18 protein-coding genes and 2 tRNA genes are annotated in these 15,379 nt (G+C 70.8%); 12 read left to right on the top strand and 8 right to left on the bottom strand.

Annotated features, from left to right (window positions below):
• Nucleotides 1-25 precede the first annotated feature (25 nt).
• Entirely contained in the window at nt 26-889 is an 864-nt protein-coding gene (locus DEJ08_RS05155; protein WP_111047794.1) for an acyl-CoA thioesterase, read from the top strand.
• Here DEJ08_RS05155 and DEJ08_RS05150 read toward each other — a convergent pair.
• On the bottom strand, nt 876-1,328 hold the full coding sequence (locus DEJ08_RS05150) for an acyl-CoA thioesterase (protein WP_111054843.1): 453 nt from the start codon (nt 1,326-1,328) through the stop codon (nt 876-878). The two genes, DEJ08_RS05155 and DEJ08_RS05150, sit on opposite strands and share 14 nt — an antisense overlap.
• 32 nt (nt 1,329-1,360) lie before the next feature.
• Complete coding sequence (ettA, locus tag DEJ08_RS05145) at nt 1,361-3,046, bottom strand: energy-dependent translational throttle protein EttA (RefSeq protein WP_071405516.1); 1,686 nt, start codon at nt 3,044-3,046, stop codon at nt 1,361-1,363.
• A 189-nt stretch (nt 3,047-3,235) separates the two neighbouring features.
• On the opposite strand from ettA, the gene DEJ08_RS05140 reads away from it, so the two are divergent.
• A complete protein-coding gene (locus DEJ08_RS05140) occupies nt 3,236-3,973 on the top strand; it encodes a hypothetical protein (RefSeq protein ID WP_111054842.1) in 738 nt (245 codons plus the stop codon).
• Between the two features lie 72 nt (nt 3,974-4,045).
• Here the strand turns inward: DEJ08_RS05140 and DEJ08_RS05135 are convergent, their stop codons facing one another.
• From DEJ08_RS05135 to msrA, 3 genes are all read right to left on the bottom strand, one after another.
• Nucleotides 4,046-4,723: a single-stranded DNA-binding protein gene (locus DEJ08_RS05135; RefSeq protein ID WP_111054841.1), complete on the bottom strand. Its 678-nt coding sequence runs from the start codon at nt 4,721-4,723 to the stop codon at nt 4,046-4,048.
• A 119-nt stretch (nt 4,724-4,842) separates the two neighbouring features.
• On the bottom strand, nt 4,843-5,046 hold the full coding sequence (locus tag DEJ08_RS05130; RefSeq protein WP_027464651.1) for a hypothetical protein: 204 nt from the start codon (nt 5,044-5,046) through the stop codon (nt 4,843-4,845).
• 37 nt (nt 5,047-5,083) lie between these two features.
• Nucleotides 5,084-5,611, bottom strand: coding sequence for a peptide-methionine (S)-S-oxide reductase MsrA (gene msrA / locus DEJ08_RS05125; RefSeq protein ID WP_111054885.1), 528 nt, complete (start codon nt 5,609-5,611; stop codon nt 5,084-5,086).
• Nucleotides 5,612-5,761: 150 nt separating this feature from the next.
• On the opposite strand from msrA, the gene DEJ08_RS05120 reads away from it, so the two are divergent.
• Both DEJ08_RS05120 and DEJ08_RS05115 read left to right on the top strand, forming a co-directional pair.
• Nucleotides 5,762-6,028, top strand: coding sequence for a hypothetical protein (locus DEJ08_RS05120; protein WP_017886047.1), 267 nt, complete (start codon nt 5,762-5,764; stop codon nt 6,026-6,028).
• Nucleotides 6,029-6,117: 89 nt separating this feature from the next.
• Entirely contained in the window at nt 6,118-7,446 is a 1,329-nt protein-coding gene (locus tag DEJ08_RS05115) for a hypothetical protein (RefSeq protein WP_111054840.1), read from the top strand.
• 62 nt (nt 7,447-7,508) lie between these two features.
• Here the strand turns inward: DEJ08_RS05115 and DEJ08_RS05110 are convergent.
• Nucleotides 7,509-7,581: transfer RNA gene (locus tag DEJ08_RS05110), tRNA-Arg, on the bottom strand.
• 152 nt (nt 7,582-7,733) lie between these two features.
• Here DEJ08_RS05110 and DEJ08_RS05105 point away from each other — a divergent pair.
• The 3 genes from DEJ08_RS05105 (at nt 7,734) to DEJ08_RS05095 (ending at nt 10,985) form a co-directional block, all read left to right on the top strand.
• Nucleotides 7,734-8,477: an acylneuraminate cytidylyltransferase family protein gene (locus tag DEJ08_RS05105; protein ID WP_111054839.1), complete on the top strand. Its 744-nt coding sequence runs from the start codon at nt 7,734-7,736 to the stop codon at nt 8,475-8,477.
• A complete protein-coding gene (locus tag DEJ08_RS05100) occupies nt 8,474-9,346 on the top strand; it encodes an N-acetylneuraminate synthase family protein (protein WP_111054838.1) in 873 nt (290 codons plus the stop codon). Before DEJ08_RS05105 ends, DEJ08_RS05100 begins: the two co-directional genes overlap by 4 nt.
• A 67-nt stretch (nt 9,347-9,413) precedes the next feature.
• Complete coding sequence (locus tag DEJ08_RS05095; protein WP_111054837.1) at nt 9,414-10,985, top strand: DUF6716 putative glycosyltransferase; 1,572 nt, start codon at nt 9,414-9,416, stop codon at nt 10,983-10,985.
• Here the strand turns inward: DEJ08_RS05095 and DEJ08_RS05090 are convergent.
• The gene (locus tag DEJ08_RS05090; protein ID WP_111054836.1) at nt 10,929-11,189 is read right to left on the bottom strand and encodes a thioredoxin family protein; all 261 of its coding nucleotides are present in this window, start codon (nt 11,187-11,189) and stop codon (nt 10,929-10,931) included. The two genes, DEJ08_RS05095 and DEJ08_RS05090, sit on opposite strands and share 57 nt — an antisense overlap.
• A gap of 29 nt (nt 11,190-11,218) precedes the next feature.
• Nucleotides 11,219-11,509, bottom strand: a complete 291-nt coding sequence (locus DEJ08_RS05085) for a hypothetical protein (protein ID WP_071405508.1) — start codon at nt 11,507-11,509, stop codon at nt 11,219-11,221.
• A gap of 83 nt (nt 11,510-11,592) precedes the next feature.
• Between DEJ08_RS05085 and DEJ08_RS05080 the strand changes: the two genes are divergently transcribed.
• The 5 genes from DEJ08_RS05080 to DEJ08_RS05060 all read left to right on the top strand — a co-directional run bounded on the left by DEJ08_RS05080 (nt 11,593) and on the right by DEJ08_RS05060 (nt 15,360).
• Nucleotides 11,593-12,042, top strand: a complete 450-nt coding sequence (locus DEJ08_RS05080) for a MarR family winged helix-turn-helix transcriptional regulator (protein WP_111024208.1) — start codon at nt 11,593-11,595, stop codon at nt 12,040-12,042.
• The gene (locus DEJ08_RS05075; RefSeq protein WP_111054835.1) at nt 12,039-13,280 is read left to right on the top strand and encodes an MFS transporter; all 1,242 of its coding nucleotides are present in this window, start codon (nt 12,039-12,041) and stop codon (nt 13,278-13,280) included. The genes DEJ08_RS05080 and DEJ08_RS05075 overlap by 4 nt, the downstream gene beginning before the upstream one ends.
• Nucleotides 13,281-14,073: 793 nt before the next feature.
• Nucleotides 14,074-14,712: an oligoribonuclease gene (gene orn / locus DEJ08_RS05070; protein ID WP_111054834.1), complete on the top strand. Its 639-nt coding sequence runs from the start codon at nt 14,074-14,076 to the stop codon at nt 14,710-14,712.
• A gap of 75 nt (nt 14,713-14,787) precedes the next feature.
• Nucleotides 14,788-14,863 (top strand) — tRNA-His (locus tag DEJ08_RS05065).
• A 152-nt stretch (nt 14,864-15,015) separates the two neighbouring features.
• On the top strand, nt 15,016-15,360 hold the full coding sequence (locus DEJ08_RS05060) for a metallopeptidase family protein (RefSeq protein WP_035807616.1): 345 nt from the start codon (nt 15,016-15,018) through the stop codon (nt 15,358-15,360).
• Nucleotides 15,361-15,379: the final 19 nt, after the last annotated feature.

Genomic DNA, 15,379 nt, shown 5'->3' with positions numbered 1-15,379 from the left:
GGCAGCCGTTCGTAGACTGCACAGCGTGAACGGCGAACCCGACTTCCTGCGGACCCTGCGACTCGAGGACACCGGCGCGAGCACGGGCGAGACGATCCTGACCGGTGCCAGCCACTGGTCCCCCGGCGGACGGGTGTTCGGCGGGCAGGTGCTGGCGCAGTGCATCGTCGCCGCGCAGCGCACGATCGAGGGACGCGACGTCCACTCGATGCACGGCTACTTCCTGCGGCCCGGCGACATCGACGTGCCGATCACCTTCGGCGTCGAGCGCATCCACGACGGCCGGTCGTTCGCGGCCCGTCGCGTGCAGGCCTACCAGCGCGGTGTCCCGATCTTCTCGATGATCGCGTCGTTCCAGGTGCCCGACACCGGCATCGAGCACCAGGACCCGTACCCGGTGGACACCCCGGACCCGGAGTCCCTGCCGTCGGCCGCGTCGATCCTGTCCGCGATCGACCACCCGGTCGCACGTGCCTGGGCCGCGCGGTCCATCGACCTGCGACACGTCGAGGGCCCGGTGTTCGTCGACGTGCAGGGCGAGCACGTGCCGCACCAGGCGGTCTGGTTCCGCGTGCAGGGCGACCTGCCGGACGACCCGGCGCTCCACCGCGCGGTGCTCGGGTACGCGAGCGACCTGTCGATCCTCGAGCCGATCATGCGGCGGCACGGCGTCGCCTGGGGCACCCCGGGGGTCAAGAGCGCGAGCCTCGACCACGCCATGTGGTGGCACCGTGACGGTCGCGCCGACGAGTGGATCCTGTACACGCAGGAGTCCCCGAGCGCACAGGGCGGCCGGGGACTCGCGTTCGGTCGGATGTTCTCCCGCGACGGCACGCTGCTGGCCACCGTCGCCCAGGAGGGCATGATGCGGGTTCCTACGGCCGGCTGAACTGCACCGGTTCCTCGAGGTATCGCTCGCACGCGGCACGCTCGGTGTCGGTCAGCCGACGCGGACGGTTCGTCGCCGCGTCGACCATCACGAGTGCCGTCGTCGCCCGGGTGTACAGGACGGCGGGGTGCTGCCCCACCGTCGACCAGACCTCGTACGAGACGTCGATGCTCGCGCCCCCGAGCCGCCCGATCCACATCTGGATGTCGAGCGGTTGGCGGAGGTACGGGATCGACGCCAGGTACTCCAGGCGCTGGCCGGCGATCACCGTCATGGTGCCGGAACCCGGCCGGCCGTCGATGATCGGCTCGGGCAGGTCGCCGTCGGGGTCTTCACCGGGGTCGGCACCCCAGAACCCCACGATGCGCGCCTCTTCGAGGAGGCGCAGCATCGCGGAGTTGTTGACGTGACCGTAGGCGTCGATGTCGCTCCACCGCATGCGGATGGGAGCGTGCAGTCTCGCCACGAGGATCAGTCGCGGGTGAGCTTGCGGTACGTCGCGCGACCGGGCTTCGCGGCATCGGCACCGAGGCGCTCGATCTTGTTCTCCTCGTAGGCCTCGAAGTTGCCCTCGAACCAGTACCAGTTCGGCGTGCCGTCCTCGTTGAGGCCTTCCCACGCCAGGATGTGCGTGGCGATGCGGTCGAGGAACCACCGGTCGTGGGTGATGACCACGGCGCAACCTGGGTACTCGAGCAGGGCGTTCTCGAGGCTGCCGAGCGTCTCGACGTCCAGGTCGTTGGTCGGCTCGTCGAGGAGCAGCAGGTTGCCGCCCTGCTTGAGCGTCAGCGCCAGGTTCAGACGGTTGCGCTCACCACCGGACAGGATGCCGGCGCGCTTCTGCTGGTCCGGGCCCTTGAAGCCGAACTGCGACACGTAGGCGCGGGACGGGATCTCGGTCTTGCCGACCTGGATGTAGTCGAGTCCGTCGGACACGACCTCCCACAGGTTCTTGTTCGGGTCGATACCGCCGCGGGTCTGGTCGACGTAGGAGATCTGGACGGTGTCGCCGATCTTCAGCGTGCCGCCGTCGAGGGGCTCGAGGCCGACGATCGTCTTGAAGAGCGTGGTCTTGCCGACGCCGTTCGGGCCGATGACGCCGACGATGCCGTTGCGGGGCAGCGTGAACGACAGGTCGCCGATGATGACGCGCTCACCGAACTGCTTGCGCAGGTGCTCGGCGTCGATGACCTGCGAACCCAGACGCGGGCCGACCGGGATCACGATCTCCTCGAAGTCGAGCTTGCGGGTGCGCTCGGCCTCGGTGACCATCTCCTCGTAGCGGGCGAGACGGGCCTTCGATTTCGCCTGACGGCCCTTGGTGTTGCTCCGGACCCAGTCGAGCTCGGACGACAGGCGCTTCGCGAGCTTGGCGTCCTTCTTGCCCTGGACCTCGAGGCGAGCACGCTTCTTCTCGAGGTAGGTCGAGTAGTTGCCCTCGTACGGGTACAGGCGGCCGCGGTCGACCTCGGCGATCCACTGTGCGACGTGGTCCAGGAAGTACCGGTCGTGGGTCACGGCGAGGACGGCACCGTGGTACTGCTGCAGGTGCTGCTCGAGCCAGAGCACGCTCTCGGCGTCGAGGTGGTTGGTGGGCTCGTCGAGGAGGAGCAGGTCGGGCTTCTGGAGCAGCAGCTTGCAGAGCGCGACGCGGCGCTTCTCACCACCGGACAGGTGGGTGACGAGTTCGTCCCCCGGGGGGCACTGCAGCGCGGCCATGGCCTGCTCGAGCTGGGAGTCGAGGTCCCACGCGTCGGCGGCGTCGATGTCCTCCTGCAGGGTGCCCATCTCGGCCAGGAGCGCGTCGAAGTCGGCGTCCGGCTCGGCCATGAGCGCCGAGATCTCGTTGAAGCGTGCGAGCTTGCCGTGGATCTCGCCCACGCCTTCCTGCACGTTCTCGAGTACGGTCTTGCTCTCGTCGAGCTCCGGCTCCTGCATGAGGATGCCGACGCTGAAGCCCGGCGTGAGCTTCGCCTCGCCGTTGGACGGCTGGTCGAGACCCGCCATGATCTTCAGGATCGTCGACTTGCCCGCACCGTTCGGTCCGACGACGCCGATCTTGGCACCGGGGAGGAACGACATCGTGACGTCGTCGAGGATCAGCTTGTCGCCGACCGCCTTGCGGGCGCGGACCATCTGGTAGATGTACTCAGCCATATCGGCCCCAAGTGTAGTGACACCGCCGGAGCACCGCTCGCCCGACGCCGGATCGCCGCTTCCCGCACCTGTACGAACAAGCCTGTTGTTCGCGACACGGACGACGTAGCTTGGCCTCACCCCGCTACCTCGGGCCCGTCACCCACCACGACGAGGACCAGGATCAGGACCACGGACAGGACGAGGACCATGACCACGCACACGACCACGACCCCGTCGCGGCTCCGCCGCCTCGCGCTCCCCTTCGTCGGAGCGATCGCACTCACCGTCGCGCTCATCGCCCCGGTGTCGCCGGCATCGGCCGCCGGTGCCGTGCCGAAGGGCAGCCCCTACCTGCTGTACACGGCGAGCATCAGCGCCAACGGCACGGGCACCGGCTACTCGTCGTACATCAACGTGCACGACGCCCACAACAACGCCTACGCGTTCGGGATCCAGTCGGACAAGGGCTCCCCGCAGAGCAAGGGCAAGCCGCGCTACATCTGGGAGCGCGTGCAGAACGGCAAGTTCACCTACGGCTACCTGGGCCCGGCCACCAACAAGCTCACGCCCATCGGCATGCGCTGGTACAAGAACGACGTCGCGACGATGATCGTGAACCACAAGACGATCGGCACCCTCAAGCTCAACCTCGACGGTCGCCTGTTCTTCAACGCCGAGGCCAACGCCCGCCTGAACGGTGACGTCGTGCACTCGACGGTGCAGAACACCCGCATCACGGTCGGTGACCGCAAGTCGAACACCGGCCTGAACGGCAAGTGGGACACGAGCTTCTCGTTCCACGGACTGAAGGCGAAGCAGACGAACAGCCCGCGGGTGCAGGGCGCCAGCTTCACGATCGACGGCCGCGTGACCGGGCTGCCCCGCGGCGGCAACTGGGACACCGCCCAGGTCTCCGGCATCGGGATGATCGCGCAGAAGTGGTGACCGACGCGACGCGGTGAACCGCACGCGTCCCCGGCGGCCTGACCCGCACCCCGACTCCGGTCGGCGTGCGGGTCAGGCCGCTTCGGCGTCGTGGGCGTGGTCGTCGAGGGGCGGCGCGGGGTCCCAGGGGGCGGCGTCCTGTTCGAGGACGTGCTCGGACGGCCCCGCGGGCTCCTCGCCGTCGCCGGGCGGCGGTGCCCCGTGGACCCCGTCGACGTCGCCGTCACCGTCCGGACCGTGCTCGGTCGCCGGTGCGTGGTCGTGCGGACCGTCCGGCTCCGCCCCGTGGTCGGACCCGTGACCGGCGCCGTGCCCCGCCGGGTCGCGGACCTCGCCGGTGCGGGGGTCCACACCGCGGAGGCCACCCTGCCCCGAGGCACCGTCGCCGACCTGCCGCGGCACCCGCAGCCAGTTGCTGATCCCCCACGCGAGGTCGTGACCGATGCCGTCGGCGTCGATCTCGACCGAGGTCCCGCCGCGACCGTCGCGTTCCCACGTGCGGATGCGGACCCGTCCGGCGACGACGATCCGGTCGCCCTTCTTCAGGGACTTGTACACGTTCGACGCGAGCGACCGGAACGCGGTGACGGTGTACCAGTTGGTGGCGCCGTTGACCCAGGCGGCGGTGGCCCGGTCCCAGCGGCGCGAGGGTGAGGCGAGTCGGAGACTCGTGATGGCGATGCCGGTCTCGGTGACGAGGTGCCGGGGCTCGGTGGCGACGATTCCGCAGACGGTGATGATGTCGTTCATGCGTCGATCGTCACGGAGTCCGGGGCCGCGTCAGCGACCCGGGGCTCGATCTGTGGCGTGTGGACCCGATCAGGTGACCTGTGGAGGACGAGTCCCCCGGGCCTCCTGTCCGGACCCGGTCAGTGCGCTCGGAACTCGGGCCGGGCGGCCAACGGTCCGAGCGCGGCGTGGACCGCGCCCTTCGCGGACTCGAGGGACGGGTACGGCCCGCCCGCCCGTCGTCGCCCGTAGAGCTCGACCTGGAACCCGTCCGCCGCGCGGTGGATGCTGCCCACCGCTCCGGCCGGACCGATCGCAACCCAGGTTCCCGTGTTGTCCGTCATGTTCGAACCACCTCCTTGTGGCCCTGCCGCCCCGGGGTCAGGACGCCAGGATGTACTGACTGTAGGCCTTCCGCACCTTGTTCACCTTGGGCAGCGCGACTGCGAGGCAGTAGCCCTGCCCGGGGTTCTTCGCGAAGAAGTCCTGGTGGTACTCCTCTGCCGTGTAGAACGTCGAGAGCGGCTCGATGGTGGTGACGATGCCGCCGTCCCAGATGTCCGACGCCCGCTCGATGGCGCGCTCGAACAGCTCGCGCTGCGCGTCGTCGGCCGGGAACATCGCCGAGCGGTACTGCGTGCCGACGTCGGCCCCCTGGCGGTTCAGCTGCCGTGGGTCGTGCAGCGTGAAGAAGACGTCGAGGATCACGTCAGCCGGGATCACCGACTCATCGAACGTCACCGCGACCGCCTCGGCGTGGCCCGTCGTCCCGGTGCACACCAGTTCGTACGAGGGGTCCTCGACCTGTCCGCCGACGTAGCCCGACACCACGTCCTGCACACCCTGGAGCGTGCGGTACACGGCGTCGAGACACCAGAAACATCCACCTGCGAGCACGAACGTGGTCATGGCCACAACCTCTCTCCGGGCTGCCCGTGCAGCCCCGTCGTTCCTCCACAACAGTGTGCGCGGGGACCCTGTTCCCCAGATCGGACGTTGCCCCTCGGCGTGTCGGTGGTCCCCCGTAGCGTCGGCACCACACCGACCAGGAGGCCAGCGATGCAGACCATCACCGAACCCGCACTGCGGATCCGCACCGTCCCGCTGGCCCGCGCCCGGGGCGACTACCGCATCCTCGACGTCCGCGACGACCTGAGCCGGGTCACCCGGGCCAACGGTGAGATCGTCGGGTACGTCGACCGCATCGACGTCGCCGGTGACACCGCCTACCGTGCCCGCCGGTACGTCGCGACCGAGCGCCGGTTCGTCGAGCTGCCGAGCGTGTGGTCCGCCGACGACGCCGTGGACACCCTGCGCTGGTCATGATGTTCCACATTGGAATCATCTGCACCGGGATGCACGGAACGCCGTCCGGCCTCCCCGACGCCTGACCGTTCCGTGGGTATGGTGCGCGCATGGACTGGTGGAACGACCTGACCGACTGGACTTCGTCCGACACGGGTTGGCGGGTGCTCTCGGGCGCTGTGATCCCCTTCGTCGCCATCGTCGTGGCGGGCGTGATCGCGGCGCTCATCGGGCGCAGCGCGACCAAGCGGGTCGTGGCGCTCCAGGAGCGGGAATCGAAGAACGCGGCCGTCGCCGCGATCCTGACGGCTGCGCGCAAGGCAGCGGCATGGGGATCGCTCGGACACGACGAGCGTGCGTACGCGGACCACCTCGCCGAGGACGCCGACATCCGGCTGCGCCTGCTCCCCGTGCAGGGTGCGCCGCTGGCCGCCAACTGGGCCCAGCACGAGATCGCCGACATCAAGAAGAACTCGTCGACGTTCAGCTTCCAGGCGGACCAGTCCCTCGCCGAGTTCCGTGACCGCCTGCTCGACTGGCAGGCGCGACCGAGCCGTGCGCGCAAGCTCTTCAAGGCCGACCTCGAGCGCTGGAAGTTCGAGTCCCCGGACCCCGACGCCGACCTGATCAAGCGCCAGCAGGACTGGAACGCCGACCAGGCCGAGCCCCCGCGCACGCAGGCACAGGCCCCGGCGCCGGCTCCGGCTGCTCCCGCCGAGCGCCCTACCCCGACGACGACCTCGCTGCGTCCGGCCCAGCGCCCCGCGTCCGCACCCTCGACTCCTCCGGCGCCGACCGCTGCAGCTGCCGCAGCCGGTGCTGCCGCGCCCGCTGCGTCTGCCGGTGCCGCCGGCGGGACGACCCCGTCGTTCTCCGTGAACCGTGGAGCGGGCACGAACCCGAACCGCGGCAGCGCCGACCAGAACGCCACACGCTCCTTCGGTGACAACACCACCCGCGTCTACGGCGACGACGAGGCTGCACCCCCGGTCCGTCCGGCACTCGGCACCCCGACCTCGCCCGCCCGCTCCGTCCAAGGCCGCGGCACGGACGACACCGAGGTCGTGGACGACGACCGCGCCACGCGGGCCTTCGGCGACGCGAGCGCCACCCGCGCGTCCGGCGACGCCAGCGCCACCCGCGCCTTCGGTGACTCCGACCGCGCTCCGCGGAACGACCGTCCGTCCTCGTCCGACCGCCCCGTCGCGACGCCCACCGCGGCCGACGCCCACGTCAACCGGGCGCCCGCGAACGACGTCCCGCCCGCATCGGCACCCCGGGTCGACACCCCCGGCGCGACGAACACCACGTCCGTCCCGACGCGTCTGAACCAGGCCCCCGCCGAGCCCGCGGACGCGAACGAGACGTCGGAGGCGCCGTACACGCAGCCGATCAGCGCCGCCGAACTCCGACGCCGCGCCGCGGACGACGACGAGTAACCACCCCCACGACGAGAACAGGGCCGCCATCCGGAGAGGATGGCGGCCCTGTTCGTCTTCGGCGCCCCCGGCAGGAATCGAACCCGCGGCACGGTGGGTAGAAACCACCTGCTCTATCCACTGAGCTACGGAGGCGAGCAGCGTCGATTGTAGCGGCGAGCAGCCCCCGGACGCTCGATGCGCGCCCCGCCGCGTCGCCGTGACAGGACCCGGCGGTCGCCCAACGGTCGGCCGCCGTCTGCTCCCCGTTCCCCTCCGCGACACCCGCGCTTCGTAGCGTCCGGAGCATGCGCACCACCGGTTCCGTCCTCGCCGTCGTGCCCGCACGTGCCGGGTCGAAGGGGATCCCCGGCAAGAACCTGCGCACGGTCGCGGGTCGTTCGCTGGTCCGTCGGGCGGTCGACTCGGCACGACGTGCCACCCGCATCGACGAGGTCGTCGTCACGACCGACGGCGACGCCATCGCTGCCGAGGCCGTCGCGGCCGGTGCCGCCGTGGTCCGCCGTCCGGCCGAGCTCGCCGGCGACGAGGCGTCCTCGGAGTCCGCCCTGCTGCACGTCCTCGACGCGATCAGCACGCCGCTGCCCGAGGTCCTCGTGTTCCTGCAGGCGACCTCGCCGTTCATCGACCCGGCCGACCTCGACGCCGCCGTCGCGCGCGTGGTCGACGGGCACGCCGACGCGGTGTTCGCCGCCACGCCGTCGCACGCGTTCCTGTGGCGGACCGCCCAGGACGGCACCGCGGTCGCGGTGAACCACGACGCTGCGACCAGGCCCCGTCGGCAGGACCGCGAGCCCGAGTACCGCGAGACCGGCGCCTTCTACGTCATGCGGACGGCGGGGTTCCTCGAGAACCGGCACCGGTTCCACGGCCGCGTCGAGCTGGCCGTCGTCGACGGTGCCGGCGCGATCGACATCGACGACGAGGCCGACCTGGCCCTCGCCGAAGCCCTCGCCGAAGCGCCCGCGCCCACCACGACCCGAGACCCATCCCCGACGCGGGCCACCCCCGCACCGAACGGAGCACCATGACCGTCACCATCGGTACGTCCACGATCGGCGCGGGCCACCCCGCGTACCTCATCGGCGAGATCGGCCTCAACCACAACGGCGACGTCGACATCGCGAAGCAGCTCATCGACGTCGCCGCCGACGCGGGCCTGCAGGCCGTGAAGTTCCAGAAGCGCACTCCCGCGATCTCCACGCCGGAGCACATGAAGAACACCCCGCGCAGCACCCCGTGGGGCGACATGACCTACCTGGAGTACCGCTACCGCGTCGAGTTCGACCGCGACCAGTACATCGAGATCGGCGACCACGCGACCCTCCGCGGGCTCGACTGGTTCGCGTCGCCGTGGGACGAGCCGTCGGTCGACTTCCTCGAGGACCTCAACGTCGTCGCCTACAAGATCGCCTCGGCATCCGTCACGGACCTCGGCATGCTCCGCGCCGTCGCCGCGACCGGCAAGCCCGTCATCCTGTCGACCGGCATGTCCACGCTCGAGCAGATCGACGCCGCCGTCGAGGCCCTCGGCACCGACCGCCTCGTCCTCATGCACGCGACGTCGACCTACCCGCTGCCGGCCGAGGAGGCGAACCTCCGCATGATCGACACCCTCGCCCACCGCTACGCGGGCGTCCCCGTCGGCTACTCCGGCCACGAGCCCGGCCTGCAGATCTCCATCGCCGCGGTCGCCCTCGGTGCCACGGCCGTCGAGCGCCACATCACGCTCGACCGCACGATGTGGGGCTCCGACCACGCCGCGTCGCTCGAGCCGCACGGCCTGAAGACGCTCGCCCGTGACATCCGCATCATCGAGACCGCCCTCGGCGACGGCGTGAAGAGGATCTTCCCCGGCGAGCAGGCACCGCTCGCGAAGCTGCGTCGCGTCGGCGCGTGAGCGGATGCAGTCCCCATCCGACCGCTGGCGAGCAGGCACTGCTCGCGAAGCTGCGTCGCGTCGGCGCGTGACCGGCCCGGTCGACGGGACCAGCGCCTTGGACGCGCCGGCTGACGGCGGTGGGTCGACGGTCGGACTGGAGGCGCGCCTCCCGTCCGACGCGTCACCACGCGTCCGACGCGTGGTCGGCCTGGTCGACACCGACTCGTTCGCGAAGTGGGGCGCCCACCTGCTGGCGAGCGCACCGGCGGACTGGGACCTGGAGCTGCGCACCGTGGCGACCCCGAGGTCGGCGAGTCCGAAGCAGCTGCGGTCGGCGTTCCGCGGGCTGGACCGGCGCCTCGCCCACCTGCACCGCGAACCGCCCGCTCCGAAGGACGTCGACGCCGTCGTCGAGGAGCTCCGACAGGACCCGCCGGACGCCGTCCTCGTGTCGTTGATCGGACCGGTGGCCGAGCTCGTGATCGACGAGGTGCACCGGCGGATCCCGGACCGGCCGGTGCTGGTCTCGGGGCTGCCGGGGATCTCGTTCCCGTCGAAGTGGAAGGGCATCTTCTTCCGCGCCCGGGCCGACCTGTTCGTGCTGCACAGCCATCGTGAGGTCCGCGCGTACGAGGAGATGGCGCGCGAGGGCGGCGTCGAGCCGCACTTCGCGCTCGCCACGCTGCCCTTCGCGCGGGGTGCCGGCGTTGTCGGCGGTGCCGGCGCGACCGGCGGTGCCGGCGCAAGCCATGGTGCGGGCTCGACCGGCCGCGACTCCGTCGTCTTCGCTGCGCAGCCGAGTGTGCCGTTCGAGCGGGCCGACCGGGCCCTCGTCGTGCGGTGGCTCGTCGAGACGGCGCGGGCGCACCCGGAGTGGCGCGTCGTCATCAAGACGCGCGCTGCGGCAGGCGAGCACCAGACGCACCGCGAGGAGCACCCCTACCCGGACCTGGTGCCCGCGGACGGGCCGACCAACCTCGTGGTGGAGAGCGGCCCGATGGCCGAGCACCTCGACCGGGCGGTGGCGCTCGTGACGATCAGCTCGACCGCGGTGCTCGAGGCGGCGGCACGGGGCGTGCCCGCGCTCACGCTGACCGACTTCGGCATCGGGCGGCACCTGATCAACGAGGTGTTCGTGGGGAGCGGCCTCGAGGGTGACGCCGTCGACCTGGTCGACGGACGGTTCGGTGTCGTCCGGCCGGAGTGGATGCGGGACAACTACTTCCACCCGGCCGCGGAGGACGACTGGCAGCACCGGCTCGTGGAGCTCATGGCCCGACGGGACGCCGGCACGCTGGTGGACCGGGCACCGGCTCGGCGGAGTCGCGGTGGCGTGCTGCGCCGTGCGTGGGAGCGGAAGAACGCCCTCGGTGGGGCCGATCGCAGCCCGCTCGGACTGGTGGCACTGGGCATCGGGGCGCCGATCCGGGGCGCGAAGCGACTGGCGCGACGCGTGCGTGCGCTGGTCGATCCGCCGGAACCCGTGGTGGTGGCGGCGCCGACGTCGCAGCGTGCGGGGGCGCGGGCCGCTCTGCCCGCGCCGGGGACCGCCGCTGGGACGGCTGCGGCGGCGGCCGCCCCGGCCGCGGCGGCGACTCGTTCAGAGTGCCTTGGCCACCGCGAGCAGGAGTTGGTCGCGGGTCGGGACGCCGGGTGAACGGAAGACCTCGGTGCCGTCGTCCTGCCGCACGATGATCGTGGGCGTGGACCGGATACCGAGGCCTTCCGCGTCGTCGGGGTGTGCCGCCACGTCGCGTTCGGTCACGGTGAGCCCGGGGACGAGCGCCGACGCCTCGGCCGACACCCGGCGGGCGGCGGCGCACGGCGCACAGAAGGCGGACGTCCAGAGGTCGAGCTGCATGTGGTCCTGCAACGCGGCGGGTGGGGGTTCTACTCCCGGTCGAACTCGCCGCTGCGGTCGCCGCGGTCCTGCAGGTCGTCGACCGGGTCGGACTCGCCGGGCTCGTAGGTGAACTCGACCGAGATCTGGTCGAGGACCTGGCGGGACTTGGTGGCGCGGTAGGTGAAGGCCGTCTGCAGGCCCTCGACGTCGGCGAACACCGTGACCTCGTCGTCCAGCGCGTCGCTCGTGGCGGTGCGGGTGTCGGTCGTGCCGTCGAAGGGACCGCCGTGGAAGATCGCGGTGTACTCGTCGCCTTCGTGGATGGTGATGTCGCTCATGCCTCCCTTCTACCAGGCGGTGGCTGGTGCAGTCTGTCGAGCCCGTCATTGCGCTATGCATAGCACGGCTATATAGTTCAGCTATGGAAACACCGCGTGAGCAGACGATCGAGACCCTCCTCGTCTCCGTCAACCGCCTGATCCGCAGCGCCGTCCAGTCGACGGGCAACACCACGTCCACCGCGGTCTGGCGCACGCTGGGCATCCTCGAGACCGACGAACCCCTGCGACTCGGTGAGCTGGCCACCGCCTCCCGTGTGGCGCAGCCCACGATGACGCGACTCGTCGCCGGCATGCTCGCCGACGGCCTGGTCAGCCGCAGCGTCGACCCGGACGACTCCCGCGGGCAGCTCATCGAACTCACCGAGGCCGGACGCGAACGGCTCGCTTCCTGGCGCTCCACCCTCACCAGCACGGTCGGTCCGTTGTTCGCCGACCTGACCGACGACGACTGGGACGTCCTGCACCACGCGGCGAACCTGATCGCCCAGCGCACCCGGACAACCCCCAACGGAACGGAGATCCCCGCGTGAACGCCCACGCACCCGCCGGCCAGTCCGGCTCCATCCTCAAGCAGTCGTCCGCGGTCTGGGCGATCGCCTTCGCCTGCGTCGTCGCGTTCATGGGCATCGGGCTCGTCGACCCGATCCTCCCGGCGATCGCGGCGTCCCTCAAGGCGACTCCGGCGCAGACCGAGCTGCTCTTCACGAGCTACCTCGCCGTCACCGGTGTCGCGATGTTCTTCACCAGCTGGGTCTCCAGCCGCATCGGCGCGAAGCGCACCCTGCTCATCGGACTCGCCCTGATCGTGCTCTTCTCGGTGCTCGCGGCGACGTCGAACAGCGTGTGGAGCATCATCGACTTCCGTGCCGGCTGGGGCCTCGGGAACGCGCTCTTCATCTCCACCGCGCTCGCGACCATCGTCGGAGCAGCGTCCGGCGGCACCGCCTCGGCGATCATCCTGTACGAGGCAGCGCTCGGCCTCGGCATCGCCGTCGGTCCCCTGGTCGGAGGTCTGCTCGGCTCGGTGAGCTGGCGCGGCCCGTTCTTCGGCGTCACGACCCTGATGGCCGTCGCGTTCATCGCCATCGTCGCCCTGCTGAAGACCGGCAGCCTCGAGAAGCCCACGCCGACGAAGCTCTCCGCACCCTTCCGCGCCCTGACCCGTCCGGCACTCGCCGCCCTCGCCGCGACCGCGCTGTTCTACAACATCGGCTTCTTCGTCCTGCTGGCGTACACGCCGTTCCCGCTCGGCTTCGGCGCGCTCGGCATCGGGTTCACGTTCTTCGGCTGGGGTGTCGGTCTCGCGATCACGTCGGTGTGGGTCGCCCCGATGCTCACCGCCCGGATGCGGAGGACGACGGTGTTGAAGATCGCGCTGCCCTTGCTCGCGCTCGACCTGTTCGCCGCGGCCCTCGTCGTGCGCTCCCAGGTCGGCCTGATCATCTGCGTCGTGATCGGCGGCCTCGTGCTCGGTGTCCTGAACACCGTACTCACCGAGTGCGTCATGGAGGCCACCGACCTCCCCCGCTCCGTCGCCTCGAGCGCCTACTCCGCCGTCCGCTTCATCGGCGGCGCCATCGCCCCGCCCGTCGCGACCCTGCTCGCCGACGCGTACTCCCCCTCGGCGGCGTACGTGTTCGCGGGCGCATCCGTCGCGGTCGCCTTCGTCGTGATCCTCTGCACCACCAGGGTCCTGCGCCGCGTCGACGACGGTCCCGAGCCGGAGCGCGTCGAGGCCGAGGCCATCACCGCCGGCGACATGGCCTAGTCGCCGAGGCGCGCGGTGGGGGCCTTCCCCCTTCCCCACTTCTCCACGAACGGGCGAAATGCCGGAGTTTCCCCCGTGGGCACCCCGGCATTTCGCCCGTTCGTGCGTCCGCGCGTGCGCTCGCTCGCCCCTCGTTCCACGCTCCACCCGCGAGCGGGCGAAATACCCGGCCTCGACCGCGGATCAACTCCGGCATTTCGCCCGCTCGTGCGGGGTGGCGAGAACCGTGCGGTAGGCGGGGTGGAGGGCGACTGCCGGGAGGCGCGGGTCAGCCTGCCGGGGTCGCCCCGGGCCTCCAGGCGGTCGCCTGCAGTGCCCGCGGCTCGCGTCCCGGACGAGCGGGCGAAACATCCGGGTCCGTCCGCAGGGCGACCGCGGCATTTCGCCCGCTCGGCTGGACGCGGGCGGGGCGGAGCCGCGACCGCAGCGCGGCCGCAGTCGGCGAGCGGGCGAAATGCCCGGGTGCGTCCGCCGGGCGACCGCGGCATTTCGCCCGCTCGTGGTGAGGAGGCGGGAGCGGGCGGGATCGGCGCGGCAGGCGGGTGGAGGGCGACCGCCTGGAGGCGCGGGGCGGCCTGTCGGGGTCGCCCCGGGCCTCCAGCGGCCGCCTGCACCGCATGCGGCTCGCGTCCCGGACGAGCGGGCGGAATGTCCGGGTGCGTCTGCAGGGCGACCGCGGCATTTCGCCCGCTCGCGCCTCCGACGCACGGAACGGGCGCACAAGGGTGGGTCGGCTTGGGCGGGCGCAGCGGCACGTACGGGACGCACGCGGGGCGGGAATAGGATCGGGGACATGGCAACCGCGAATGACCGCCTCGTCTGGATCGACTGCGAGATGACCGGCCTCGACCTCGAGGTCGACGAACTCGTCGAGGTGGCCGTGGTCATCACCGACTTCGACCTCGAGCCAGTGCACCCCGGCTTCGACATCGTCATCAAGCCGGACCAGTCGGCGCTCGACAACATGAACGAGTTCGTGACGAACATGCACGTCAACTCGGGGCTCATCGACGAGATCCCGAACGGCGTGAGCCTGGCGGACGCCGAGTACCAGGTGCTCGAGTACATCCTCCAGCACGTTCCCGCCGAGGGCTCCGCACCCCTGGCCGGCAACACCATCGGCACCGACCGTGCGTTCCTGTCGAAGTACATGCCGCGGGTCGACGGGCACCTGCACTACCGCAGCGTCGACGTGTCGAGCATCAAGGAGCTCTGCCGCCGCTGGTTCCCCCGCGTGTACTTCAACGCGCCGGAGAAGCACGGTGGGCACCGGGCCCTCGCGGACATCCTCGAGTCGATCCGCGAGCTCGAGTACTACCGCCGCGCCGGCTTCGTCGCCGAGCCCGGCCCGAGCACCGACGACGTGCGTGCCGTGCAGGCCGACGTCGTGGCGAAGTGGGAGTCACGACTGGCGCAGCCCGCGGCCGAGTAGCGACACGGGTGGTCCGCACCCCGTCCCGCATGTACTACTATTGAGTGGTCGCGCCGGTCCGCCGGTTCGAACATGGTGGATATAGCTCAGTTGGTAGAGCGCCTGGTTGTGGTCTAGGAGGTCGCGGGTTCGAGACCCGTTATTCACCCCAGTCGAGGGAGAGTCCTGTTGCGTGTGACGCAACCGGGGCTCTCCCTCAGTGTTTGTCTGGGCGCCTCCGGCGCCGTGCGGCTTCGCCGCGAGTGGCCAGCCACGAGTAGTGAGCCGCGAGTGATCAGCGCGGTGTGGGACGATCCCTGCGTGATGGAGATGTCCGCCGACGCGTTCGAGCAACTCGTGACCGACGAACTCGACCTGCTCCCCGACGAGATGGTCGACGGGCTCGACAACGTGGTGTTCGTCGTCGAAGACGAACCGGAGAACGGCGAAGAGCTCTTCGGCGTGTACGACGGCATCGCGGCCACCGAGCGAGGGCAGTACGGCTTCGGCGAGCTGCCCGACCGCATCGTGGTGTTCCGCAAGCAGCACCTGGCCGAGTGCGACACCGTCGAGGAGCTCAAGGACGAGGTGCACACCACCCTCGTACACGAGATCGGCCACTTCTACGGCATCGACGACGAGCGGCTGCACGAGCTCGGCTGGGCGTAGCGGCCAGCGACGCGCGCGC

The organism is Curtobacterium sp. MCLR17_054 (assembly GCF_003234335.2).
Classification (GTDB): domain Bacteria; phylum Actinomycetota; class Actinomycetes; order Actinomycetales; family Microbacteriaceae; genus Curtobacterium; species Curtobacterium flaccumfaciens.
This window is presented reverse-complemented; position numbering and strand designations above follow the sequence as displayed.